This window comes from Mycolicibacterium sphagni (genome assembly GCF_002250655.1).
Taxonomy (GTDB): Bacteria; Actinomycetota; Actinomycetes; order Mycobacteriales; family Mycobacteriaceae; genus Mycobacterium; species Mycobacterium sphagni.
On sequence record NZ_NOZR01000002.1, the window covers coordinates 217,498 to 240,323 of the forward strand.

Annotated in this window: 21 protein-coding genes and 1 pseudogene; 8 read left to right on the top strand and 14 right to left on the bottom strand. The window is 67.3% G+C overall.

Features of this window, described 5'->3' with window-relative positions:
- Positions 1-10 precede the first annotated feature (10 nt).
- The 3 genes from ilvC to CG716_RS03075 form a co-directional block, all read right to left on the bottom strand.
- Complete coding sequence (gene ilvC, locus CG716_RS03065; RefSeq protein WP_234817702.1) at positions 11-1,012, bottom strand: ketol-acid reductoisomerase; 1,002 nt, start codon at positions 1,010-1,012, stop codon at positions 11-13.
- A gap of 61 nt (positions 1,013-1,073) precedes the next feature.
- On the bottom strand, positions 1,074-1,586 hold the full coding sequence (gene ilvN, locus CG716_RS03070) for an acetolactate synthase small subunit (protein WP_094476315.1): 513 nt from the start codon (positions 1,584-1,586) through the stop codon (positions 1,074-1,076).
- Entirely contained in the window at positions 1,586-3,436 is a 1,851-nt protein-coding gene (locus CG716_RS03075) for an acetolactate synthase large subunit (protein ID WP_094476317.1), read from the bottom strand. The genes ilvN and CG716_RS03075 overlap by 1 nt, the downstream gene beginning before the upstream one ends.
- A 268-nt stretch (positions 3,437-3,704) precedes the next feature.
- Between CG716_RS03075 and CG716_RS03080 the strand changes: the two genes are divergently transcribed.
- On the top strand, positions 3,705-4,109 hold the full coding sequence (locus tag CG716_RS03080; protein ID WP_094476319.1) for a PH domain-containing protein: 405 nt from the start codon (positions 3,705-3,707) through the stop codon (positions 4,107-4,109).
- Positions 4,110-4,112: 3 nt separating this feature from the next.
- Here CG716_RS03080 and CG716_RS03085 read toward each other — a convergent pair whose 3' ends face one another.
- Positions 4,113-4,946: a DoxX family protein gene (locus CG716_RS03085; protein WP_094476321.1), complete on the bottom strand. Its 834-nt coding sequence runs from the start codon at positions 4,944-4,946 to the stop codon at positions 4,113-4,115.
- A 134-nt stretch (positions 4,947-5,080) separates the two neighbouring features.
- Here CG716_RS03085 and CG716_RS03090 point away from each other — a divergent pair, with 134 nt between their 5' ends.
- The 3 genes and pseudogenes from CG716_RS03090 to CG716_RS03100 all read left to right on the top strand — a co-directional run.
- Positions 5,081-6,211: a PQQ-dependent sugar dehydrogenase gene (locus tag CG716_RS03090; RefSeq protein ID WP_094476323.1), complete on the top strand. Its 1,131-nt coding sequence runs from the start codon at positions 5,081-5,083 to the stop codon at positions 6,209-6,211.
- 167 nt (positions 6,212-6,378) lie between these two features.
- The gene (locus tag CG716_RS03095) at positions 6,379-7,686 is read left to right on the top strand and encodes a TetR/AcrR family transcriptional regulator (protein ID WP_094476613.1); all 1,308 of its coding nucleotides are present in this window, start codon (positions 6,379-6,381) and stop codon (positions 7,684-7,686) included.
- Between the two features lie 71 nt (positions 7,687-7,757).
- A pseudogene (locus CG716_RS03100) lies at positions 7,758-8,051 on the top strand (dihydrodipicolinate reductase); the annotation flags it as partial.
- Positions 8,052-8,132: 81 nt separating this feature from the next.
- On the opposite strand, the gene CG716_RS03105 reads toward CG716_RS03100, so the two are convergent.
- Both CG716_RS03105 and CG716_RS03110 read right to left on the bottom strand, forming a co-directional pair.
- Positions 8,133-9,338: a GAF domain-containing sensor histidine kinase gene (locus tag CG716_RS03105; protein ID WP_094476325.1), complete on the bottom strand. Its 1,206-nt coding sequence runs from the start codon at positions 9,336-9,338 to the stop codon at positions 8,133-8,135.
- Positions 9,335-9,985, bottom strand: coding sequence for a response regulator (locus tag CG716_RS03110; protein ID WP_094476327.1), 651 nt, complete (start codon positions 9,983-9,985; stop codon positions 9,335-9,337). The genes CG716_RS03105 and CG716_RS03110 overlap by 4 nt, the downstream gene beginning before the upstream one ends.
- Before the next feature lie 121 nt (positions 9,986-10,106).
- On the opposite strand from CG716_RS03110, the gene CG716_RS03115 reads away from it, so the two are divergent.
- Positions 10,107-10,685: an HAD family hydrolase gene (locus CG716_RS03115; protein WP_207760560.1), complete on the top strand. Its 579-nt coding sequence runs from the start codon at positions 10,107-10,109 to the stop codon at positions 10,683-10,685.
- Here the strand turns inward: CG716_RS03115 and gatB are convergent.
- Genes gatB through gatC form a run of 4 tightly spaced genes read right to left on the bottom strand, consistent with a single transcriptional unit; the run spans position 10,682 to position 15,072 of the window.
- Positions 10,682-12,193, bottom strand: a complete 1,512-nt coding sequence (gene gatB, locus CG716_RS03120; RefSeq protein ID WP_094476329.1) for an Asp-tRNA(Asn)/Glu-tRNA(Gln) amidotransferase subunit GatB — start codon at positions 12,191-12,193, stop codon at positions 10,682-10,684. The two genes, CG716_RS03115 and gatB, sit on opposite strands and share 4 nt — an antisense overlap.
- Positions 12,194-12,241: 48 nt before the next feature.
- Positions 12,242-13,273 (bottom strand): ATP-dependent 6-phosphofructokinase, encoded by a 1,032-nt coding sequence (locus tag CG716_RS03125; RefSeq protein ID WP_094476331.1) that lies wholly within the window; start codon positions 13,271-13,273, stop codon positions 12,242-12,244.
- An 18-nt stretch (positions 13,274-13,291) separates the two neighbouring features.
- Positions 13,292-14,776, bottom strand: coding sequence for an Asp-tRNA(Asn)/Glu-tRNA(Gln) amidotransferase subunit GatA (gene gatA, locus CG716_RS03130; RefSeq protein WP_094476333.1), 1,485 nt, complete (start codon positions 14,774-14,776; stop codon positions 13,292-13,294).
- A complete protein-coding gene (gene gatC, locus CG716_RS03135; protein WP_094476617.1) occupies positions 14,773-15,072 on the bottom strand; it encodes an Asp-tRNA(Asn)/Glu-tRNA(Gln) amidotransferase subunit GatC in 300 nt (99 codons plus the stop codon). Before gatC ends, gatA begins: the two co-directional genes overlap by 4 nt.
- Before the next feature lie 113 nt (positions 15,073-15,185).
- Here gatC and CG716_RS03140 point away from each other — a divergent pair, with 113 nt between their 5' ends.
- Complete coding sequence (locus tag CG716_RS03140; protein ID WP_094476335.1) at positions 15,186-15,845, top strand: ACT domain-containing protein; 660 nt, start codon at positions 15,186-15,188, stop codon at positions 15,843-15,845.
- A 1-nt stretch (position 15,846) separates the two neighbouring features.
- On the opposite strand, the gene ligA is transcribed toward CG716_RS03140, so the two are convergent.
- Positions 15,847-17,916: an NAD-dependent DNA ligase LigA gene (gene ligA / locus CG716_RS03145; protein WP_094476619.1), complete on the bottom strand. Its 2,070-nt coding sequence runs from the start codon at positions 17,914-17,916 to the stop codon at positions 15,847-15,849.
- 90 nt (positions 17,917-18,006) lie between these two features.
- On the opposite strand from ligA, the gene CG716_RS03150 reads away from it, so the two are divergent.
- Positions 18,007-18,402 carry an MmcQ/YjbR family DNA-binding protein gene (locus tag CG716_RS03150; RefSeq protein ID WP_094476337.1) on the top strand — a complete coding sequence of 132 codons (396 nt, stop codon included), beginning with the start codon at positions 18,007-18,009 and terminating at the stop codon, positions 18,400-18,402.
- Positions 18,403-18,416: 14 nt separating this feature from the next.
- On the opposite strand, the gene CG716_RS03155 is transcribed toward CG716_RS03150, so the two are convergent.
- Positions 18,417-19,541 carry an FAD-dependent oxidoreductase gene (locus CG716_RS03155; protein WP_094476621.1) on the bottom strand — a complete coding sequence of 375 codons (1,125 nt, stop codon included), beginning with the start codon at positions 19,539-19,541 and terminating at the stop codon, positions 18,417-18,419.
- An 85-nt stretch (positions 19,542-19,626) separates the two neighbouring features.
- Between CG716_RS03155 and CG716_RS03160 the strand changes: the two genes are divergently transcribed.
- Positions 19,627-20,304 (top strand): TetR/AcrR family transcriptional regulator, encoded by a 678-nt coding sequence (locus CG716_RS03160; RefSeq protein ID WP_094476339.1) that lies wholly within the window; start codon positions 19,627-19,629, stop codon positions 20,302-20,304.
- Here the strand turns inward: CG716_RS03160 and CG716_RS03165 are convergent.
- Positions 20,301-21,677 carry an FAD-dependent oxidoreductase gene (locus CG716_RS03165; protein WP_133066857.1) on the bottom strand — a complete coding sequence of 459 codons (1,377 nt, stop codon included), beginning with the start codon at positions 21,675-21,677 and terminating at the stop codon, positions 20,301-20,303. The genes CG716_RS03160 and CG716_RS03165 overlap by 4 nt on opposite strands.
- A 118-nt stretch (positions 21,678-21,795) precedes the next feature.
- Positions 21,796-22,806, bottom strand: a complete 1,011-nt coding sequence (locus tag CG716_RS03170) for a uroporphyrinogen decarboxylase/cobalamine-independent methonine synthase family protein (RefSeq protein ID WP_094476343.1) — start codon at positions 22,804-22,806, stop codon at positions 21,796-21,798.
- Positions 22,807-22,826: the final 20 nt, after the last annotated feature.

A 22,826-nucleotide genomic window follows, 5' to 3' on the forward strand; every position in this document is an offset into this window, starting at 1 on the left:
TTGGAACGTATTAGGCGGTTTCGGTGATCGGCCGGTCGACCCAGCTCATCAAGTCGCGCAGCTTCTTGCCGGTGATCTCGATGGGGTGCTCGGCGTTCTCCTTGCGCAGCTTCTCCAGGCGCTTGTTGCCGCCCTCGACATTGGCAACGAGCTCCTTGACGAAGCTGCCGTCCTGAATGTCCTTGAGGATGGCGCGCATCCGCTCCTTGGTGTCGGCGTCGATCACGCGCGGGCCCGAGAGGTAGCCGCCGAACTCCGCGGTGTCGGAGACCGAGTAGTTCATCCGAGCGATGCCGCCCTCGTACATCAGGTCGACGATCAGCTTGAGCTCGTGCAACACCTCGAAGTAGGCCAGCTCGGGGGCATAACCCGCCTCGACCATGACGTCGAAGCCGGTCTTGACGAGTTCCTCTGTGCCGCCGCACAACACGGCCTGCTCACCGAACAGATCGGTCTCGGTCTCGTCTTTGAAGGTGGTCTTGATGACGCCGGCACGGGCACCGCCGATGCCCTTGGCGTAGGACAGCGCCAGCGCCTGGCCTTCACCGGTTGGGTCCTGCTCGACGGCGATCAGGCACGGCACGCCCTTGCCGTCGACGAACTGCCGGCGCACCAGGTGTCCCGGGCCCTTGGGGGCGACCATGCCGATGGTGACGTTGTCCGGCGGCTTGATCAGGCCGAAGTGGATGTTCAGCCCGTGGCCGAAGAACAGCGCGTTGCCTGCCTCCAGGTTCGGCTCGATGTCGTTCTTGAAGATCTCGGCCTGTGCGGTATCGGGCGCCAGCAACATGATGACGTCGGCCCACTTGGCGACCTCTGCGGGCGTGTCGACCTCGAGGCCCTGCTCGGTGACCTTCTCGCGCGACTTGGAGCCCTCTTTGAGGCCGACCTTCACCTGCACACCGGAGTCGCGCAGGCTCAGCGAATGGGCGTGGCCCTGGCTGCCGTAGCCGATCACACCGACCTTGCGACCCTGAATGATCGACAGGTCGGCATCATCGTCGTAGAACATCTCAATGGTATTTGAAGCCACGTTGGCCTTTACCTTTCTTTGGTTTCTTCGGTGGGGTCTATTACTTGGAGTTGGTCATTCCGCGCGGTCCGCGCGAGAGTGCCACCACGCCGGATTGCACGATCTCACGGACACCGTAGGGCTCGAGCACCCGAAGCAGCGCCTCGAGCTTCTCCGGGGTGCCGGTGGCTTCGACGGTCAGCGACTCGGTGGACACGTCGATCACCTTGGCGCGGAACAGGTTCACCGCCTCGATCACCTGGCTGCGGGTGCCGGCGTCGGCGCGGACCTTGATCAGCGCCAGCTCACGAGCCACGAAGTTGTCGCCGTCCTGCTCGACGATCTTGATCACGTTGATCAGCTTGTTGAGCTGCTTGGTGATCTGTTCCAGGGGTGTCTCCTCCGCGGTGACCACGATCGTCATCCGCGACATGTTCTTCTGCTCGGTGGCACCGACAGCCAGCGACTCGATGTTGAAGCCGCGCCGGGAGAACAGCGCCGCCACGCGGGCGAGCACACCGGGCTTGTCTTCGACGAGCACCGAAAGGGTGTGGGTGACAGTGTTTCCGGCCATCAGGCTCGACCCTCCTCGTTGTCGTCGAACAGCGGACGGATGTTGCGGGCGGCCATGATCTCATCGTTGCCACAGCCCGCGGCCACCATCGGCCACACCTGGGCGTCGGCGCCGACGATGAAGTCGATCACCACCGGGCGGTCGTTGATAGCGCGCGCCTGGTTGATCACGTCGATAACGTCTTCTTCACGCTCGCAACGTAATCCGACGCATCCGTACGCCTCGGCCAGCTTGACGAAGTCCGGGATGCGGCGGCTGTGGGTGGCCAGATCGGTTTGGCTGTACCGCTCCTCGTAGAACAGCGTCTGCCACTGGCGCACCATGCCGAGGTTGCCGTTGTTGATCAGCGCGACCTTGATCGGCACCCCTTCGACCGCGCAGGTTGCCAGTTCCTGATTGGTCATCTGGAAGCAGCCGTCACCGTCGATCGCCCACACCTCGGCGTCGGGCCGGGCCATCTTGGCGCCCATAGCGGCCGGGACAGCGAAGCCCATGGTGCCCAGACCACCGGAATTCAGCCAAGTGCGCGGCTTTTCGTAGGAAACGAACTGCGCCGCCCACATCTGGTGCTGCCCCACACCCGCGACGTAGATGGCGTCCGGTCCGGCGATCCTGCCCAGCTGCTGGATCACGTACTCCGGGCTGAGGCTGCCGTCGTGCTGCGGGTCGTAGCTCAGCGGATAGGTGGACCGGATGCCGGACAGGTACTCCCACCAGTTGTCCTGGTTGGCCCGCGGCGTGCCGCCCGTCTTCCGCAAGGACTCCGTCAGTTCGGTTATCGCCAGCTTGACGTCACCCACGATCGGCACGTCGGCGTTGCGGTTCTTACCGATCTCGGCCGGGTCGATGTCGACGTGGATCACCTTGGCCTCAGGCGCGAAGGAGTCCAGCTTGCCGGTCACCCGGTCGTCGAAGCGGGCACCCAGGGCGATGAGCAGGTCGCTCTTCTGCAGGGCGGCCACGGCGGCGACGGTGCCGTGCATGCCGGGCATGCCCAGGTTCTGCGGGTGGCTGTCCGGGAAAGCGCCGCGCGCCATCAGCGTGGTCACCACCGGAATCCCGGTCAGCTCGGCCAGATCCAGCAACTCCTCGGTGGCCTCGCCGCGGATGACCCCGCCGCCGACGTAGAGCACCGGCTTGCGCGCCGCGGCGATCAGCCGGGCAGCCTCCCGGATCTGACGGCTGTGCGGCTTGGTGTTGGGCTTGTAGCCGGGCAGGTCGATCTGCGGCGGCCAGGCAAAGGTGCACTGACCCTGCAGGATGTCCTTGGGGATATCAACGAGGACAGCCCCGGGACGGCCGGTGGCAGCGATGTGGAACGCCTCGGCCATCACCCGGGCGATGTCGTCGCCGTTGCGGACCAGGAAATTGTGCTTGGTGATCGGCATCGTGATGCCGGAGATGTCCGCTTCCTGGAAGGCGTCGGTGCCGATCAACGCGCGACCGACCTGCCCCGTGATGGCGACCACCGGGATGGAATCCATCTGGGCGTCGGCCAGCGGGGTCACCAAGTTGGTGGCACCGGGGCCCGATGTGGCCATCATCACGCCGACCTTGCCGGTGGCGTGGGCGTAACCGCTGGCCGCGTGCCCGGCGCCCTGTTCGTGGCGAACCAGGACGTGGCGAAGTTTCTGCGAATCGTAGAGCGGGTCGTAGACCGGCAGCACCGCGCCGCCGGGGATCCCGAAGATGGTGTCGACGCCGAGTTCCTCCAGCGAGCGGACTACCGCCTGGGCGCCCGTGAGCTGCTGTGGGGCGACGCGCTTGGCGGCGGTCGGTGCTGGGGTTTCGGCGGCCGTGGGGGCTGCCGTCGCCGATGGCTCGGGTGGTCGCGTCGTAGGTGCGCTCACGGTGTGGTCCTTTTCCGTACTGTTCGCTGCTGATGATTCTCTCGGGCAAGAAAAAACCCCCGTCAGCCCGGCCGGCTGTACGAGGGTTGCGCGCTGGTGCGTGTGGCTATGCCCGGGCGGGGGCAAGCGCGGCACCAACGCGCTGGCCAATTACTACGAGAATTCCGCCGGACTTCATAACCTGCGACGGTAGCCTCCGCACTGGTCAAGCGTCAAATCCCGGACCGGGCCCGGGCAGTGGCCACGCCGAAGGTGGGAGGATGGCGCCATGCCCTCGCGTCGCGCACCTGGTCAGTCCACCGCCAAGCCCGTGGTGATCCGGGTGTCGCCGATGGCGCACTTCGCCTCGGGCTTCCTGGCGCTGGGTCTGTTGGTGATGATCACGATGTTCCCCACCTGGGGTGCGGTCTTCCTGGTACTGCCGGTACTGGCGTCGGCGGCGATCGTGCGACTGCGCACTGTCGCCGACCAGGACACGGTGACAGCGCGCACGCTGCTGAGTAGCCGCACGGTCGGCTGGGATGAGGTCGACGGCCTGCGCTTCGAACGCAGTTCGTGGGCGCGGGCGCAACTGCGGGATGGTTCGGACATGCTGCTGCCCGCGGTCACCTTCGCCATGTTGCCGCTACTGGCCGAGGCCAGCGGCGGCCGGGTGCCCAACCCGTACGAATAGGCCTCAGGCGAGCGGGTTGTTCCCGTGCAGGAAGATCCACGCAGCGATGCCGCCGCCGATGCCGAGCAGCAGCGCGATGAACGAGCCGACGAAGGGACGGCGGGCCCAGCCGCGTCCGCCGTCGAAACCGTAGCGACCGGGGCCGACCAGAATCACTGCCGACACGGCGGCGACCAGCACCAACAGGTATTCAATGCCGTCCGGACCGAAGACCGCGAGGTAACCGTCCTTGCGCTGGGCCGAGACGATCGTCAGCAGGCTGTTGACCAGGTAGGCCACTCCGCCGGCGGCAGCCAGCGGAGTGAACAGGCCCAGCACCAGCAGCACACCCACCAGAATCTGGGCACCGGCACCGACGTAGGTCAGCACCCCGGCGTGCTGGTAGCCGGCGTCAGCCAGGGCGGTCTTGAACCCGTCCAGGCCCTGGCCGCCCCACCAACCGAACGCCTTCTGCAAGCCGTGGCCGATGAACACCGCGCCGACGACGATCCTCAGCAGGAACAGTCCGAGATCCTGGGTACCTCTGCGGCCCGCGGCCTTGGCTCGCTCCTCGGCGTCGATCGGCTCGATCTCCATCGGCGAGACCTGCGATGGGGTCGGGTCGACGTGGGGCTGCACGTACGGCAGCGGCTCGGGGTCGTGCAGCAACCCATAGCCGGTTGACGGTGAGGAGCCCGGCAATCCGGAGCCGTAATGGGGGATCGTCGTGGTCTCGAAATCGCCACCGTAGGTGGCCGAGGGCAGGTCGTCTTCCGGGTCGACCAACTGGGCCGACGCCGGTCGAACCGAGGAGTCGTCGGGGCGCTGCCAGTGCGGATCGGGGCCTTGACTCGTCACGCAAGTCAGAGTAGGTGCATATCGCCGCAAATCGGGGATTTGAGCGGCGCTTCTAGCGGTCAATATCGCCTGGATTTCGTCCCGACACGGGCCGTCGTGGCGAACATCGACGCGATATCCGTAACCTGGCGGGCATGCAGGTACGCCGGTCAGTTCGCGCAGTGCTGTCCGTGCTCGGTGCAGCGACGGTCGTCTTGGGGTCTTCGGCGGGTTGCGCCAAGTTCAACAACGACATCTCGCAGCCCTACACCACCGCCCCGCAGCTGGCGCCCGGCCCGAGTTCGACGCCGCCGCCACCGCCGCCGTTGCCGCCCAAGCCGTTCCCCAAAGCCTGCCCCGCCCCAGGGGTGATGCAAGGCTGCCTGGAAAGCACCAGTGGGCTGATCATGGGCCCCGACAGCAAGACCGCCCTGGTGGCCGAACGCACGACCGGCGCGATCAAAGACGTGTCCGTCAGCGCCGAGCCGAAGATCCACACCGTCATCCCGGTCGACCCCAGCGGCGACGGCGGACTGATGGACATCGTGCTGTCGCCCACCTATTCACAAGACCGGCTGATGTACGCCTACATCAGTACGCCGACCGACAACCGGGTGATCCGGGTGGCCGACGGCGACATCCCCAAGCCGATCTTGACCGGGATCCCCAAGGGCGTCACCGGCAATACCGGATCGCTGATCTTCACCAGCCCGACGACGTTGGTCGTGCAAACCGGCGATGCCGGCAACCCGGCTCTGGCTGCAGACCCGAAATCGTTGGCGGGCAAAGTGATTCGCCTCGAACAGCCGACCACGGTCAACCCCGCACCACCCACCACCGCGCTGTCGGGGATGGGGCCGGGCGGCGGCATGTGCATCGACCCCACGGACAAGTCGCTCTTCATCACCGACCGCACTCCGGCCGGTGACCGCCTGCAACGCATCACGCCGGACGCCAAGACCACCACGGTGTGGACATGGCCGGACAAGCCCGGCGTCGCCGGCTGCGCCGCACTGAACGGAACGGTGCTGGTCAATCTGGTCAATTTGAAGCAGACCGTGGCGGTTCGGCTGGCCCAGGGCACCGGCGCGGTGACCGGCGAGCCCGAGGTGGTACGCCAGGACACCCACGGCCACGCCTGGGCTCTGCAGGTGTCCCCGGACGGAAATATCTGGGGCGCAACGGTCAACCGCACAGCCGGCGATGCCGAGAAGCTCGACGACGTGGTCTTCCCGCTCTTCCCGCAGGGCGGCGGCTTCCCGCGCAGCAACGCCGACAACACCTGACGCGAGACCGCCCATCTACCAAATGGGTCTTCGCTGACTGGTCCGCGCCGACAGACATTCGCAGGTGAGAGCCCTGTAGACCACCCCACCTCTGGTACCGTTTACCAAATATTCGGTCAGTCAGGTACGGGAGTCGAGCGTTTGGAGGGGTCGTGGCGGGTCCGCAGGTGACTCCGAGGCCGCCCAACCGGCGCAAGCGCGCCACCGACCGTACCGCCTCGCCGGGGCACGCCTACGACGACGGCACCCGACGGACCGAAATACTGCAGACAGCGGCGTCGATCGTCGCGACATCGGGTCTGCGCACCTCGTTGCAGGAAATCGCCGATGCCGCAGGCATTCTGCCCGGCAGCCTCTATCACCATTTCGATTCCAAGGAAGCGATCCTGGTCGAGCTGCTCCACCGCTACCACGAGGACCTCGACCGCGTCGCCGACGAAGCACAGAGCAGGCTCAACGATCCGGAGTTTCATCCCGCCTTCGACCAGATCGCCGATCTGTGCACGGCGATCGCGCGATGCGCCGTGACCCATCGCGCCGCGCTGCAGATGTCGTTTTATGAGGGCCCCAGCTCGAACCACGAACTGACGACGCTGGCGGCGCACCGCCCCACCGCGCTGCTGCAGTCCATGCTGGAGACGCTTCGCGCAGCCCGCTGGAGTGGATACCTGCGATCCGATGTCGACCTGACTGTCCTGGCCGAGCGGATCGTCCAGACGATGCTGCAGGTCGGGCTCGACGTCATGCGGCACACTGCCGGTGCCGACCCGACCGCAATCCTGCTGTGCCGCATCCTCCTCGAGGGCCTCGCCGCCGGTGCGCCGACCGACGAACAGCTCGACGCGTCGGCAGCATTCAAGGCCGCCGACGCGGTGGTGCGCTCGTGGACCGACGACGCCGACGCCCAACCCGAGGACAAGGCCGCTTACGTCCGCGCCGTCGCGAGGTCGGAATTCGGTAAGAAGGGCTACGAAGTCACGACTGTCCGCGACATCGCCTCGGCCGCCGGCATGGGAACCGGCACCGTGTACCGGCTGATCGGATCCAAAGACCAACTGCTGGCGTCGATCATGCAGTCCTTCGGCGAGAAGGTCGCGATGGGCTGGTCCGAAGTGCTGCAAACAGACTCCACGGTCATCGAGAAGCTGGACGCGCTCAGCTGGATCAACACCAATGTGATGGACCGATTCGCCGACGAGTTCCGGATTCAGCTGGCCTGGATGCGGCAGTCTCCCCCGGACACCCCCAACCCTGGATGGTTGTTCACCAAACGGGTTCGGCAGATGAAGAGCCTTCTCGCCATGGCCATCAAGTCCGGGGAAATCAGCATCGACAGCCCGTCGAATGAGCTCTTGGCACGTGCGGTGATCGGAGTCGGCTGGATCCCCGAGAGCATCCTTCGCGACCTGGGCACCCGCGCATCGCAGTTGTGTGTGCGCGACACGATGCTTCGCGGAGTCGTCGTCAACCGCTAGCACGTCGCTCGATAGAACAAATATTAGGTTATTCAGCCTGCGCTCCCGGACCGTCGCCTACTCTGGCACCCGTGAGCGCTGCCCCCAAGCCGTTGCGAACCGTCGTCTGGTCCACCGGCGGCGTCGGATCCATCGCGATCGACGCCGTGCGCCACCGCCCCGACCTTGAACTCGTTGGCGTATGGGTGCATTCGCCCGACAAGGTCGGCACGGATGCCGGCGAGCTGGCCGGCGGGGCGCCGATGGGTCTGACCGCCACCGGCGACGCCGAAGCGCTGATCGCGCTGCCACCGGATTGTGTCGTCTACGCCGCCAGTGGACCCGACCGGGACGCGGCCACAGTGCCAGATTATGTGCGGCTGCTGGAGTTTCGAAGTCTGCGATCGCCTCGGCGTCAGCGCCATGCCGGCCGCGCGCCGCGGTTCTGGGCCGACGCACCCTGACGGCTAATCCAGCGGGATGGTCACCCTGACGGTCGTGCCCGATCCCGGGGCTGAGGTGACGGTCAGTGTCCCCCCGACCAGTTCGGCCCGTTCGGCCATCGACAACATGCCGTAACCGGCCGGGGACGGGGTCCCCGGCGCCGCCTCGAAACCCACGCCGTTGTCGGCCACTTCCAGCAGCGCCACCCCGTCGCCGACCGCGAACCTGACAGTGGCGACCATGGCGCGGGAGTGCTTCACGACGTTCTGAAGCCCTTCCTGCGCAATGCGATACAACGCGACTTCGATGTGCTCGGGCAGTCGCTCGTCGACGAGATCGAGATCGAGATCTACTTCTGGGATCGAGGTGGCCAAGCTGGCCAGTCCACCGGCTAGCCCGAGGTCGTCGAGCACGGGGGGCCGCAGACCGCCGATCGCTGATCGCGCCTCGGCCAGCGTGAGATCGACCAGATCCCTGGCCTTTTCGAGCTGGAGCGCGGCCGAGGCCTGATCGGAGGCATCGACTGCGCGTGCGGCGGCATCGAGCCGATAACTCAGCCCCACCAGACGCTGCGAGATGCCGTCGTGGATGTCACCGGCCAGCCGGCGGCGTTCGCTCTCCTGCGCGGCGATCACCTGCTCGGCGAAATTCTCGTGCGCGCGTTCACGTGCCGAGAGCTGACGGTGCAGGCGGGCCTGGTGCAGCGCGCCGGCGATGAGCCGTCCGATGACGGTCAGCAGTTCGATATCGCGGGGCGTGAAGTCCCGACGCTCGATGGTGTGCACGTTGAGTACACCCACCAGGCCGCCCGGCTCGGTTTCCATCGGCACCGACGCCATCGAGGCGAAGTCCTTGCCGCGCAACGCCGCGATCGGCAGATAGCGTGGGTCGGCCTCCTTGTCGGTGACAATCACCACGGGTTCGCGGTGGCTGGCCACCCATCCGGACACCCCGGATCCCAGCGGCATCCGGATGCGGCCGACCTGTTCGTCGAACGGCGGAGTGGCACCGGCCAGTGTCAGTGATCGGTCGGTGTCGTCGAGGACGTGCACGAAACACACGTCGGATGCGGTTGTCGCAGTGATCATCCGGGCCACCGCGGCGGCCATCGGCTCGACCTCGGGTCCGCTCGACGTCGCGGCGATGATGTCCAGCAGCAGGGCCACTTCCCGGTCGGCGTCGACCAGTCCGTGGACGGCGTGCGGACTGACACCCTTGGATCGGCTCATCGAAAGATGCCCTCCCGCAACGCTGTTGCCGCCGCACTGGTGCGATCGCTGACACCCAGCTTGCGATAGATCGAGCTGAGGTGGGTCTTCACCGTCTCCTCGCCGATTACTAGCTTGGCGGCGATCCCCCGGTTGGACAAGCCGGTCACCACCAACGACAAGATCTCGCTCTCACGCTGGGTGAGCCCGTGCCGCGCGCCCGGCCAGAACTGGTCGCTCTGCAAGCGTGCCGCGGTCTCCGCCGCGCGCGCAGCCAGGCCGGCGTCGATCGCGGTCGAGCCCGCATGCACACCTTCCAGCTGGCGAACCAGCTCGTCACTGCTGATGCCCTTGAGCAGATATCCCGAGGCGCCGACCCGCATGGCCTGGAACAGGTATTGCTCGTCGTCGTAGACCGACAGCAGGATCACCTTGCGACCGGGGTCGCGTTCACGCATCTCCCGGCAAAGGTCGAGCCCACTGGCGCCCTGCATCCGCACGTCACACAGCACGATGTCGGGATTCAGATCGGCGATCACGGCCATGGCCTTCTCCGCGCCGACGGCCTCACCGACCACCTCGACACGATCGGAGAACGGCGCGAGCATCGCCTTGAGCCCCTCGATGACCATTTCGTGGTCGTCGACCAGCACCACCCGCACCGCCATGGGCTTCACCGTAGTGCCGGCCGCTGACCAGCGTCACCGCATTGTCACGGGTGAGAGATCCTCCCCCCTCTCCCCCGGTCGGGGGATGCCAGCGAGTGCCGGCCGGGCTGATACTTCGACCGTGGCCACGACGACCTTGGACACGATCAGCCGGAGTCGATCCTTCTGGTGGGATCGAGCGCGCTGCGCCCACGCAGACGCGCCCATGCTCGAGGCCGTGATTTTCGACTTCGACGCGCCACTGTCGGCCACCGAACGCGACGCTCACATGTTCCGGGATCTGATCTGGAGCCTGCACTGCGGCGATATCCGGGTCGCGATCACCGCAGCGGGTTCCCGCGAGCGGATCGAGCCGCTGGTGCGAGACCTGATCGGCGACGGGGTGGTGGAGGTGATGATCACCGGTGACGACATCGTGCGGCCCAAGCCCGACCCGGAGATCTACCGCCGGGCGCTGCACGAACTGGGCGTCGGGCCCGCCGCTGCGATGGCGGTCGAGCATTCCGCGGCCGGCTTCCACACCGCGCGCTCGGCGGGGCTGGCGACGATCGTCGTCACCACCCTGGGCATTCGGAATCTGGACTTCATCGGAGCGGCGGCCATGCTGGACCGTTACGACTGCGCCGAACCGCTGTCGGCCGGGCGCTGCCGGCGCATCCACGAGCAGTGGTGGATCAACCGCTCCCGACTCAGCGCCTAGCTCTGGCCGCAGGCGGCCATGACCAACTCGCGCACGCGCGCCGCGTCGGCCTGGCCCTTCGTCGCCTTCATCACCGCGCCGACGATCGCACCGGCGGCCTGCACCTTGCCGCCGCGGATCTTCTCCGCGATATCGGGATGAGCCTCGAGCGCTTCATTGATGGCGGTCTGGATCAATGAGTCGTCGCGCACCAAGGCCAGACCACGGTCGGTCATCACCTGGTCGGGCTCACCCTCACCAGCCAGCACACCCTCGACAACCTGACGGGCCAATTTGTTCGACAGCTTGCCCTCATCGACCAAGACAATCACCTTGGCGACCTGAGCCGGCGTGATCGCCAAGTCGGACAGAGCCACTTCACCCTCATTGGCCTTCTGCACCAAGAAGTTTCCCCACCAGGCCCGCGCATGCTCACTGCTGGCACCCGCTGCGACGGTGGCGGTCACCAGCTCGACGGCACCGGCATTGATCAGGTCGCGCATCACCTCGTCGGAGACGCCCCACTCTTCTTGAATTCGCTTGCGCGACAACCACGGAAGCTCGGGGATTGTGGTGCGCAGCTGCTCAACGAGTTCGTCGCTCGGCGCCACCGGCTCAAGATCTGGCTCGGGGAAATACCGGTAGTCCTCGGCGGTTTCCTTGTCGCGGCCGGGCGAGGTGAAGCCCGCTTCGTCGAAATGGCGGGTCTCCTGGCGGATCTTGCCGCCATCGGTGAGAACTGCTGCCTGACGGCGCATTTCGTAGCGGACGGCCACCTCGACACTCTTGAGCGAGTTGACGTTCTTGGTCTCGGTGCGGGTGCCGAACTCCGCCTGACCGATCGGCCGCAGCGACACGTTGGCGTCGCAACGCAGCGAGCCCTGGTCCATCCGCACATCGGAGACGCCGAGTGCGCGCAGCAGATCCCGCAGCGCGGTGACGTAGGCGCGGGCGACCTCGGGGGCGCGCTCACCGGCGCCCTCGATCGGCTTGGTGACGATCTCGATGAGCGGCACTCCGGCCCGGTTGACGTCCAGCAGCGAGGTGGTCGCACCGTGGATGCGGCCAGTGTCGCCGCCGACGTGGGTGAGCTTGCCGGTGTCCTCCTCCATGTGCGCCCGCTCGATGGCGACGCGGAAGGTGCTGCCGTCATCCAGCGGGACGTCGAGGTAGCCCTCGAATGCGATCGGCTCGTCGTACTGCGAGATCTGGTAGTTCTTCGGCTGGTCGGGATAGAAATAGTTTTTCCGGGCGAAGCGAGACCACGGCGCGATCGAACAGTTCAGCGCCAGGCCGATGCGGATGGCCGACTGGACGGCTGCCTCGTTGAGCACCGGCAACGCACCCGGCAGACCTAGGCACACCGGGCACACCTGGGTGTTGGGCTCAGCGCCGAAGGTCGTCGAGCACGGGCAGAACATCTTGGTGGCCGTCGACAGCTCGACGTGCACTTCCAGACCGAGCACCGGGTCGAAGCGGGCGACGACATCGTCATAATCGAGCAGGTCGGCCTGCGTTGCGGCAGTCATGGCCTCAATCCTAGTGGGCGCGGTTTTGCCGCCGAGCCCAGCAGAAACTCAACCGAAGAATGCAGCCGCGTCGTCGTAGCGGCTCTGCGGCACCAGCTTGAGCTGTCGCACCGCGTCGGCCAGCGGCACCCGGCCGATGTCCTGCCCGCGCAGCGAAACCATGATCCCGTACTCGCCGGCATGGGCGGCGTCGGCGGCGTTGACGCCGAACCGGGTGGCCAGCACCCTGTCATAGGCCGTGGGGGTGCCACCGCGCTGTACGTGGCCGAGCACGGTGACCCGGACTTCCTTCTTGATCCGCTTCTCTACTTCCATGGCCAGCTGCTGGGCAACCCCGGTGAAGCGTTCGTGGCCGAACTCGTCGGTGCCGCCCTGACGCAGCTGCATGGTGCCCTCGGCCGGCTTGGCCCCCTCGGCGACCACGATGATGAAGCTGGACTCGCCGCGCTGGAAGCGCTTCCTGACCAGCCGGCACACATCCTCGATGTCGAAGGGCTGCTCGGGGATCAGCGTCATGTGGGCGCCCGACGACAGCCCCGCGTTCAACGCGATCCAGCCGGCATGGCGGCCCATCACCTCGACGATCATCACCCGCTGATGCGACTCCGCGGTGCTGTGCAGCCGGTCGATCGCCTCGGTGGCGATCTCCAGTGCGGTGTCATGGCCGAATGTGACGTCAGTGCAGTCGATGTCGTTGTCGATGGTCTTGGGTACGCCGACGACGGGCACGCCCTCTTCGGAAAGCCAGTGCGCGGCGGTCAGCGTGCCTTCGCCGCCGATCGGGATCAGCACGTCGATCCCGTTGTCCTCCAACGTCTGCTTGATGTCGTCGAGTCCGGCGCGCAGCTTGTCGGGGTTGGTGCGGGCGGTACCCAGCATGGTGCCGCCCTTGGCCAGCAGCCGGTTGTTTCGGTCGTCGTTGTGCAGCTGGATCCGGCGGTCCTCCAGCAGGCCGCGCCAGCCGTCCAGGAAGCCGACGACCGACGAGCCGTAGCGGGCATCGCAAGTCCGCACAACAGCCCGGATCACGGCATTCAGGCCCGGACAGTCACCGCCGCCGGTCAGCACTCCGATACGCATGAGCCCTATCCTGCCTCGTCAGATCGCGGTTGGCAGCGGACCGCGGGCCACCTCGTAGGCCGCACCCACCCGGTAGAGCCGGTCGTCGGCCAGCGCGGGCGCCATGATCTGCAGTCCGACCGGCAGGTTGTCGTCGGGCGACAGGCCCGACGGAACCGACATTCCGCAATGCCCGGCCAGGTTCAGCGGCAGCGTGCACAGGTCGAACAGGTACATCGCGAGCGGGTCGTCGACCTTCTCCCCCAGCCGGAATGCGGTGGTCGGAGTGGCCGGCGACACCAGCACATCCACGTGTTGATACGCTGCGTCCAGGTCTGCGGCGATCAGCGTGCGGACCTTCTGCGCCTGGTTGTAGTAGGCGTCGTAGTATCCAGCCGACAGCGCGTAGGTGCCAATGATGATGCGGCGCTTGACTTCTGGGCCGAATCCGGCGGCGCGGGTCAGCGCCATCACTTCTTCGGCGCTGTGGGTGCCGTCGTCGCCGACGCGCAGGCCGTAGCGCATGGCGTCGAAGCGGGCCAGGTTGCTGGACACCTCCGACGGCAGGATCAGGTAGTAGGAGGACAGCGAGTAGTCCAGGTGCGGGCAGTCGACCTCGGTGACCTGCGCGCCCAGTGCGATCAGCTGCTCGACGGCGGAGTTGAAGGACTCGAGCACGCCGGGCTGGTATCCCTCACCGCTGCGCAGCTGCTTGACCACACCGATGCGCACGCCGGCGAGGTCACCCGCGGCACCGGCCTTCGCTGCGGCTACGACGTCGGGCACCTCGGCTTCTACGGAGGTGGAGTCGCGCGGGTCGTGCCCGGCGATCACCGCATGCAGCAGGGCGGTGTCGAGGACCGTGCGCGCGCACGGCCCGCCCTGATCCAGCGACGACGCGCACGCCACCAGTCCGTAGCGGGACACCGTGCCGTAGGTCGGCTTGACCCCGACCGTGGCGGTCAGTGCCGCGGGCTGGCGGATCGAGCCGCCGGTGTCGGAGCCCAGCGCCAGCGGCGCCTGGAACGCGGCCAGCGCGGCGGCGCTGCCGCCACCCGAGCCGCCGGGCACCCGCTCGGTGTCCCACGGGTTGCGGGTGGGGCCGTAGGCGGAGTTCTCCGTCGAGCTGCCCATCGCGAACTCGTCCATGTTGGTCTTGCCGAGGATCGGGATGCCGGCGGCCCGCAGCCGGGCGGTGACGGTCGCGTCGTAGGGCGACACCCAGCCCTCGAGGATCTTCGACCCGCACGTGGTCGGCATGTCTGTGCTGGTGAAGACGTCCTTGAGCGCCAACGGCACACCGGCCAGCGGCGACGGCAGCGTCTCCCCGGCCGCGACAGCGCTGTCGACGGCCGCCGCGCTGGCCAGCGCTTCATCCGCGGCGACGTGCAGAAACGCGTGATATTTCTCGTCGGTGGCGGCGATCTGGTCCAGATGGGCCTGCGTCACCTCGACCGAGGACACCTCTTTGGCTGCGATCTTGGCGCCGAGGGTGGCGGCGTCGAGCCGGATCAACTCGCTCATTCGGCTTCTCCCAGGATCTGTGGCACTGCGAACCGGCCGTCGACGGCGGCAGGCGCCTCGGCGAGGGCTTCCTCCTGGGTCAGGCAGGGCTGAACCACGTCGGCCCGGCTGACGTTCACACTGGCAAGCGGGCTCCCAGTCGGCTTCGCATCGCCGGTATCGACGGCCTGGATCTGGCTGACGTGCCCCAAAATGGCGTCAAGCTGGCCGGCGAAGCTGTCGAGTTCTTGGTCTGTCAGCGCCAGCCGGGCCAGTTTGGCCAGCCGGGCGACGTCGTCGCGGGAGATCTGAGACACGGTGCTCAAGCCTAGTTGGCCGCCCATCCGGCCTGCGTCCGGCTGCTGCTGAGGGGCTGATCAGCCGACCCTGCCGGCATGCTGAGTCCAGATTGCTGTGCGACAGTGTGCGCGTGTCTTCGTATCTGCTGCGGGTCCAGCTGGTCGACCGGCCCGGTAGCCTCGGCTCGCTCGCCGTCGCCCTGGGCACGGTCGGCGCCGACATCCTGTCGCTCGACGTCGTCGAGCGCGGATCGGGGTACGCGATCGACGATCTGGTGGTCGACCTGCCGGCCGGCGCGATGCCCGACATGCTGATCACGGCCGCCGAACGGCTCGAGGGTGTCCGGGTGGACAGCATCCGGCCGCACACCGGCCTACTGGAGGCCCACCGCGAGCTGGAGCTGATCGACCACATCGCCGCGGCCGGCGACGGGGACGCCAAGTTGAAAGTGCTCGCCGAGGAGGCACCCCGCGTGCTGCGAGTGGGCTGGTGCACGGTGGCCCGCATCTCGGAGTCAGGCTTGAAACGCATCGTCGGCAGCCGCAGCGCGCCGGAAACCGAGGCGACGTCGGCGCCCTGGCTGCCGCTGGCTCACGCCGAGGCGCTCGACGGCACCGCCGACTGGGTGCCGCAGGTGTGGCGGGACATGGACACCACGCTGGCGGCGGCGCCGCTGGGTGAACCGACCACGGCGGTGCTGCTGGGCCGACCCGGCGGGCCGCTGTTCCGGCCGTCTGAAGTGGCCCGGCTGGGCTACCTGGCCGGCATCGTCGCGACGATCCTTCGTTAGGTCAGTCCACGGCCTCTGGCGCCTCAGCTGGTGGCGGTCCCTCCGCCAGCAAGGTGCGAAACCCGTCCTCGTCGAGGATCGGGATACCGAGTTCGACGGCCTTGTCATACTTCGACCCCGGCGAGTCCCCCGCCACCACGAATGAGGTCTTCTTCGACACCGAGCCGACCGCCTTGCCGCCGCGGGTGATGATGGCCTCCTTGGCCTCGTCGCGGGAGAAGCCGGGCAGTGAGCCGGTGACCACGATCGAAAGTCCTTGCAGCGTCGGGGTTATCGCGGCGTCGCGGACGTCCTCCATCCGCACACCGGCCGCCTGCCACTTGTCGATGATCGCGCGGTGCCAGTCGACCGCGAACCACTCCACCAGCGCGGCGGCGATGGTGGGCCCGACACCCTCCACATCGGCGAGCTGCTCCTCGGTGGCCGCCATGATGGCCTCAAGGCTGCCGAAGGCGACGGCCAGCGCGCGCGCCGCCGTGGGCCCGACATGGCGGATGGACAGCGCCACCAGGATCCGCCACAGCGGGCGGTCCTTGGCCTGCTGCAGGTTGATCAGGAACCGGGCGCCGTTGGCCGACAGCGCGCCGTCCTTCGTCTTGAAGAAATCGGAAGTCAGCAGGTCGGCGCTGGTGAGGCTGAACAGGTCGCCCTCGTCGCCGATCACCTTGGCGGCTAGCAGCGCCGTGGCCGCCTCGTAGCCCAGGCCTTCGATGTCCAGCCCGCCGCGGCCGGCGAGGTGGAAGACCCGCTCGCGCAGTTGCGCCGGGCATGACCGGGAATTCGGGCAGCGGATGTCGACATCAGCCTCCTTGGCCGGGGCCAGCGGGGTGCCACATTCCGGGCAGTGAGTGGGCATCTCGAACTCCCACTCGGTACCGTCGCGCAGATCGACGACGGGTCCGAGCACCTCGGGGATGACGTCACCGGCCTTGCGGATCATCACGGTGTCGCCGATCAGCACACCCTTGCGTTTGACCTCCGAGCCGTTGTGCAGGGTAGCCATCCCGACGGTGGATCCAGCGATCTTTACCGGCGTCATGACAGCGAACGGGGTGACTCGGCCGGTGCGGCCCACGTTGACCTGGATGTCGAGCAGCTTGGTCTGGGCCTCTTCGGGCGGGTACTTGTAGGCGACCGCCCACCGCGGTGTGCGCGAGGTCGCCCCCAGGCGGCGTTGCAGCGCGAAGTCGTCGACTTTGACGACGATGCCATCGATCTCGTGCTCGAGCTCATGGCGCCGCTCGCCCCAGTACGCGATCTTCTCCTGAACGGCGGCCAGCCCGGCCACCTGCGTGGTGTGGTCGGAAACCGGCAGCCCCCACGCCTTCAGCGCCAGGTAGGTGTCGTGCAACGTCGCCGGGGTGAAGCCCTCGGTGTGGCCCAGCCCGTGGCAGATCATCCGTAGCCGACGCCGCGCGGTGACCGCCGGATTCTTCTGCCGCAGCGAGCCGGCCGCACTGTTGCGCGGATTGGCGAACGGATCCTTGCCCTCCTCGACCAAGCTGGCATTCAGGTTCTCGAAGTCGGCAAGCCGGAAGAAGACCTCACCGCGCACCTCGAGAACGGCAGGTGTCGGGTATTCCTTTGATGCCGTGAGGTTTTCGGGGATGTCGTCGATGGTCCGTGCGTTGTTGGTGACATCCTCGCCGACCCGGCCGTCGCCGCGGGTCGCGGCCCGCTCGAGCCGCCCGTTGCGGTACACCAGGGCCAGCGCCACCCCGTCGACCTTCAGCTCGCACAGGTACTGCGGGTCGCGGCCGATTTCGGTTTCCACCCGATTGGACCAGGCCGCTAGTTCGTCGGTGTTGAAGACGTCATCCAGCGACAGCATCCGCTCCAGGTGGGCGGCCTCGGCGAAGTCGGTGGCGAAGCCGGCGCCGCCGACAAGCTGTGTCGGCGAATCTGCCGTGCGCAGTTCAGGGTATTGCTCCTCGAGGGCCAGCAGCTCGTTGAACAGCGTGTCGAAGTCCGCATCGGAGACGATCGGCGCGTCCTTGATGTAGTACCGGAACTGGTGCTCGCGCACCTCGTCTGCAAGGTCCTGCCAGCGCCGGCGCACATCCGGATCGATGGGGTCAACCGCGGGATCGGACGTCTCTGGAGCCACAGTCGAAGGTTATCGGAGGCCGCTGACGACTTTCAGCCGTGGCAATCTTGAGCCATGTCCCATCCGATCATGTTCGACGACGCCGATCCGGTACTGGCCCGGGTGCGTCAGATCGCGTTGGCATTCCCCGAGGCAACCGAGAAGATCTCCCACGGCCGGCCGACGTTCTCGGCGCCCAAGATGTTCGCCGTCTACGGCGGCAGCCGCAAGAACCCCAGCGGCCCGATGACCCGGTACAACCATGCACTGCTGGTGAAAGTGGACGATAGCGAGCGCGTCGCGCTGGAGCAGGACGAGCGCTTCTTCTACCCGGCCTACCTGGGTCCGTACGGCTGGATGGGGCTGGATCTCGACGCCGCCACAATCGACTGGGCCGAGGTCGCCGAACTGGTCGACGCCTCGTTTCGGCTGCAAGCCCCGGCACGGTTGGTGCGCCTGCTCGACAGCTAGGTTCGGTGTGCACCTCAGCCCGTGCCGGAGAGCAGATCGATGAGCCGTGCCGGCGTGCGCTCTCCGAAACAGAGGTCGTAGGTTTCGCGCGCCTCGACGGCCATCGCGTGGCTACGCGGGAACATAACCGCCTCGTAGTCGGCCAGTGCCGCGTCGATGTCGTTGGGACGGTCGGCAATTGCCTTGCCGAGCTCGGCGCCGTCGAGCATCGCCAGGTTGGCGCCGTCACCGGACGGCGGCATCAGGTGTGCGGCATCGCCGATCAACGTGACGCCCGCCGTACGCTCCCACCGGTGTCCGGTCGGAAGGGTGTAGATCATGCGCGGTACCGGTGCGGTGTCGGCGTCGGTGATCAATGCGGTGAGTTCTGTTGCCCAACCGTCGAACTCGGCCGCTACTCGAGCGGTGGCAGCGGCGGCGTCAGTGAAGTCGATATCGTCGACCCACTCCGCAGACCGGGTCAGTTGGACATACGCATGAATCACGTTTCCCGCCTCGCGGTGCGCCACGATGCCACGCCCAGGTGTGGGCGCATACATCGCGCCGCGGCCGACCGCATGCGCCGCGGCGGGGTGTCGGCGGTCGACGTCCAACAAGTAGGTCTCGATGAACGTTGCCCCGAGGTATTCGGGCTCAACCGCGGAGAGCACGTCCCGGACTTTCGACCAGGCGCCATCGGCGCCGACAAGAAGCGTGCTCGTCACCGTCGAGCCGTTGGTGAAGAGGAGTTGATGCCGGGCGTCGGGCAGGGGCCGGACCTCGGCGACCTTGTGGCCCCACCGGACGGTTCCCGGCGGCAGTGAGTCGATCAGGATCTGGCGCAGCTCGCCGCGCAGGACCTCGGGACGACCACCCTCGCCGTCATCGGGCTGGTCGAGCAGCACCGTCCCGTGTGGGTCGAGCACGCGCGACGCCTGGGCCCCCGCGTGGATGATCGCGCGGAATTCGTCGGTGAGGCCGGCCGCCTGGAGTGCGCGCTGCCCATCGTCCTCATGGATGTCGAGCTGGCCGCCCTGCGTACGAGCCCCCGCCGAGGCTTCGGCTTCGTAGACGGTGGCGGATATGCCGTGCACGTGAAGCACACGCGCCACCGTGAGCCCACCCAGCCCGGCACCGACAATGGAGATTGTTGGCCTCACCACGCCCCTCACGTCGATCATCACTGGAACGTCGTTCCAGAACCCATCTTGGAACACCGTTCCAGTAGTGTCAAAATGGCTCCTCATGGCGGCGAAAACGCAACGGAACGGACGGCGCGCGGATGCCCTGTCCAAGGAGCGCATCGTCGAAGCCGCGATCGACATCCTCGACCGCGACGGTGAGAGCGCGCTGACCTTCCGGGCCCTCGCCGCTCGTCTGTCCACCGGCAGCGGTGCGATCTACTGGCACATCGCTGACAAAAATGCCCTGCTTGTCGCCGCCGCCGACGCCGTCATTTCCGGTGTCGTGACCGACCGCGACGGCTATGGCTCACCGCGAGAAGCGATCCGCATGATTGCCCTCAGCGTGTTCGACGCGATCGATGCCCACCCGTGGGTAGGAACCCAGCTGGCCCGCGAGCCATGGCAGCCGGCTATGGTCCACATCTTCGAAAGCGTCGGCACACAGCTCCAGGCACTCAGCATTGCCGAAGAGGCACAGTTTAATTCGGCGTCCGCGCTCGTGAGCTACCTTTTGGGCCTCGCGACGCAATACGCCGCCGTCATGCAATTGGTTCCGCGCGAGACGGATCGCTCAGCCTTCCTTACGGCAATCGCCTCCCAATGGACGCAGCACGATCCCGCGAAATACCCGTTCGTCCACCAGATCGCCGCGCAGCTGCCCGAGCATGACGACCGTGAGCAATTCCTCGCCGGCATCGACCTGTTTCTGGCCGGGATCGACGCGGGGCGGTCGACCTAACCCGACGGCGACATCTCCGGTTCGCGAACCTGTTGTGTGCGTGCACGATTGGCGCGGATAACCCGAGCCAGGATCGAGGGCCGCATCAGCCGTGCGGGCGAATCCAGCATTCCGAGCACACGGAAGAACTGGCTGGTGACCACCAGATCTGTCTCGACGGCGGTGAGCACCCATTCCGAGAACCTATTGTTGATGCGGATTCCCAACGTTCGCTCGCCCGCGACATCCGGCAACGCCAGGTCTGCGCTGATCGCGTTGCGCCACGCCACACCAATGGTCTTGGCGCTCTCCCGGAAGAACCGGCGAGGCAGATCCCCGTCGCCGACGCGCAGACAGCGTCGCAGGGCCATCGCGTCCATCGCGGCCACGGTCATGCCCTGACCGTAGATCGGGTTGAAGCTGCACACCGCGTCGCCGGTGACAACGAAACCCTCGGGCCGCCGGACCATCCCGTCATAGCGACGCCACCGGCTCGACGGAGTCCGGTAATGGTTGGTTTTACCGACGGGTTCGGCCAACTCGAGTACCTCGAGGATGTGCCGGGGAATGCGCCGTCGCGCAATCCGCAGCATGTCAGCGAAGTCCGCGGCGGGTTCCTTCCCCGCCATCACCCCGACCGTCATCAGCCAGGTGTCGTTCTCGTGGTTGAGCAGCGCCACCGTCGACGGATCGCTGGTCTTCGGGAATGTCGCAACCATGTGCTGGGCAATCGCGCCGGACGGAATACGAAGCCACTGGCTGGTGTAGGCCAGGCTGATCACCAGTTCGTCCTCGGTCGGGCGGTCGTAGCCGAGTTCCTCGAGGAAGACCGGGGCGCGGGAGCCACGGCCGGTCGCGTCGATCACCAGATCCGCGCCGAGGACGAAGGCTTCGGTGGCGTCGCGGCGCGCGATCGTCACCCCGGTCACCCGACGCCGATCCCTCGACGCGGTCAGGCCGATCACATCGTGACCGCTGAGGATTGTGACATTCGGCCGCGCGGAAAGCCGTTGCATCACATGCCAGTCCAGGAACGGACGGCTGGGCAGGCAGGACGTCACCGGATTCAACAGGTGACCCGACGGCAGGAAGCGGTGGCCGGCGTACTCGAGAATCACGCGGCCGAGGTCTCCGTCGCCCCACACCGGGGCGCCCTCGGCGACCATGTCACCGAGGATCCCGGGGAACAGTTCGTCGAGGACGGCCACGCCGCCGGCCTGCAACACGTGGCCATGGCAGCCCTGGGGAACGCCGCGACGCTGCGCCGGCTGTTCGGATCGCGCGTCACGTTCGACTACCACCACCTCCCGGTAGTGTTCGGCAGCCACCCGCGCGGCCAGCATCCCCGCCATGCTGGCCCCCAGCACAACAGCGCGTTCCCCGAGAACTGTCATCGCCACCCCCGCTCGCCGTTGCGGCGTTGGCCCGCCGCCAGTTCGAACGTTAGGTGCGCAGGGTGGAAGGGGTCGCGAGTAGAGCGACACTCGAATTCCGGGCCGGGCGGCTACCCGCTCAGATCGCGTCGGGGTCGTCGGCGACGGCCTCGCCTGCCCGCTGGCACAAGCCGACGGCGTCCCGCGCCCACGCCGCGGTCGCGCCGGCCAGCCCGCAGGCCGGGCTGATGCCGACCCGGTTGCGAACCGAACTGCGGGAGAAGCCGATCCGGTCGGTGATCGCGACCGCCGCGGCGGCGATCTCCTCGGCCGACGGCCGTTTCGCCGGCGCGCTCGTCGGCACCAGCCCAAAGACCACGGCGCGCCCCGAGTCGAGGAACTCCCCCAGACCGTCGAAGTCCGCATCGCCCAGCGTGCTCGTATCGACTGATACCGCGTTGATTAAGCTGCGCTGCACGATATTCCACGGAAGTTTGGCCGCACAGCTGTGCAGCAGCACCTCGGCGCCCGCGCGGGCCACGCATTCGTCGAGCAGCGTGATGGCGACCGCCTCGTCGACCGGATGCACGGTGTTGAGTGCGCTCACCCCGGTCAACCGGCCGGCCAGCGCGGCCGCCAGGAGCGGCTCGTCGTACTGCACCACCACCGTCGTCGCGAGCCTGCGCGCCAGCTCCGCGCGGTGCCGTCCCACCCCTTCGGCCAGTGAGGACGTCAGATCGCGCACGGCCCCGGCGTCGGTGAGCGCCCGATGGCCATTGGCCAGCTCCAGCTGAGCAGCCAGCGTGATCGGACCCGGCGCCTGGACCTTGACCGGCCGTCCCGAACCGGGCCCGCCGGCCTTCTCCCAGGCCTCCTCGATGGCGTCGATGTCCTCGTCGAGCAGGCTGATCGCCCGGCGAGTGACCGCACCGGGTCGTGCGGTGATGCGGTATCCGCGCGGGACGGTGTCGATGGCGATGTCGACCAGCAGCGCGCCCGCCCGGCCGATCATGTCGGCGCCCACGCCGCGCGCCGGCAACTCAACCAGATGAGGCAGCCGGTGCAATTCGCCGACCACGATGCCGGCGGCTTCCCGCGGCGCCGAACCGGGCCACGAACCGATCCCAGTGCCCGCCGCGAAATCACTCACCGGCCAACCGTATTGGACAG

What these genes read in the sequence shown, in the direction of transcription:
- ilvC (WP_234817702.1), bottom strand. Translation starts at nt 1,012, where the DNA reads ATGTTCTACGACGATGATGCCGACCTGTCGATCATTCAGGGTCGCAAG.
- ilvN (WP_094476315.1), bottom strand. Translation starts at nt 1,586, where the DNA reads ATGGCCGGAAACACTGTCACCCACACCCTTTCGGTGCTCGTCGAAGAC.
- CG716_RS03080 (WP_094476319.1), top strand. Translation starts at nt 3,705, where the DNA reads ATGCCCTCGCGTCGCGCACCTGGTCAGTCCACCGCCAAGCCCGTGGTG.
- CG716_RS03090 (WP_094476323.1), top strand. Translation starts at nt 5,081, where the DNA reads ATGCAGGTACGCCGGTCAGTTCGCGCAGTGCTGTCCGTGCTCGGTGCA.
- CG716_RS03105 (WP_094476325.1), bottom strand. Translation starts at nt 9,338, where the DNA reads ATGAGCCGATCCAAGGGTGTCAGTCCGCACGCCGTCCACGGACTGGTC.
- CG716_RS03110 (WP_094476327.1), bottom strand. Translation starts at nt 9,985, where the DNA reads ATGGCGGTGCGGGTGGTGCTGGTCGACGACCACGAAATGGTCATCGAG.
- gatB (WP_094476329.1), bottom strand. Translation starts at nt 12,193, where the DNA reads ATGACTGCCGCAACGCAGGCCGACCTGCTCGATTATGACGATGTCGTC.
- CG716_RS03125 (WP_094476331.1), bottom strand. Translation starts at nt 13,273, where the DNA reads ATGCGTATCGGAGTGCTGACCGGCGGCGGTGACTGTCCGGGCCTGAAT.
- gatA (WP_094476333.1), bottom strand. Translation starts at nt 14,776, where the DNA reads ATGAGCGAGTTGATCCGGCTCGACGCCGCCACCCTCGGCGCCAAGATC.
- CG716_RS03150 (WP_094476337.1), top strand. Translation starts at nt 18,007, where the DNA reads ATGTCCCATCCGATCATGTTCGACGACGCCGATCCGGTACTGGCCCGG.
- CG716_RS03160 (WP_094476339.1), top strand. Translation starts at nt 19,627, where the DNA reads ATGGCGGCGAAAACGCAACGGAACGGACGGCGCGCGGATGCCCTGTCC.
- CG716_RS03165 (WP_133066857.1), bottom strand. Translation starts at nt 21,677, where the DNA reads ATGACAGTTCTCGGGGAACGCGCTGTTGTGCTGGGGGCCAGCATGGCG.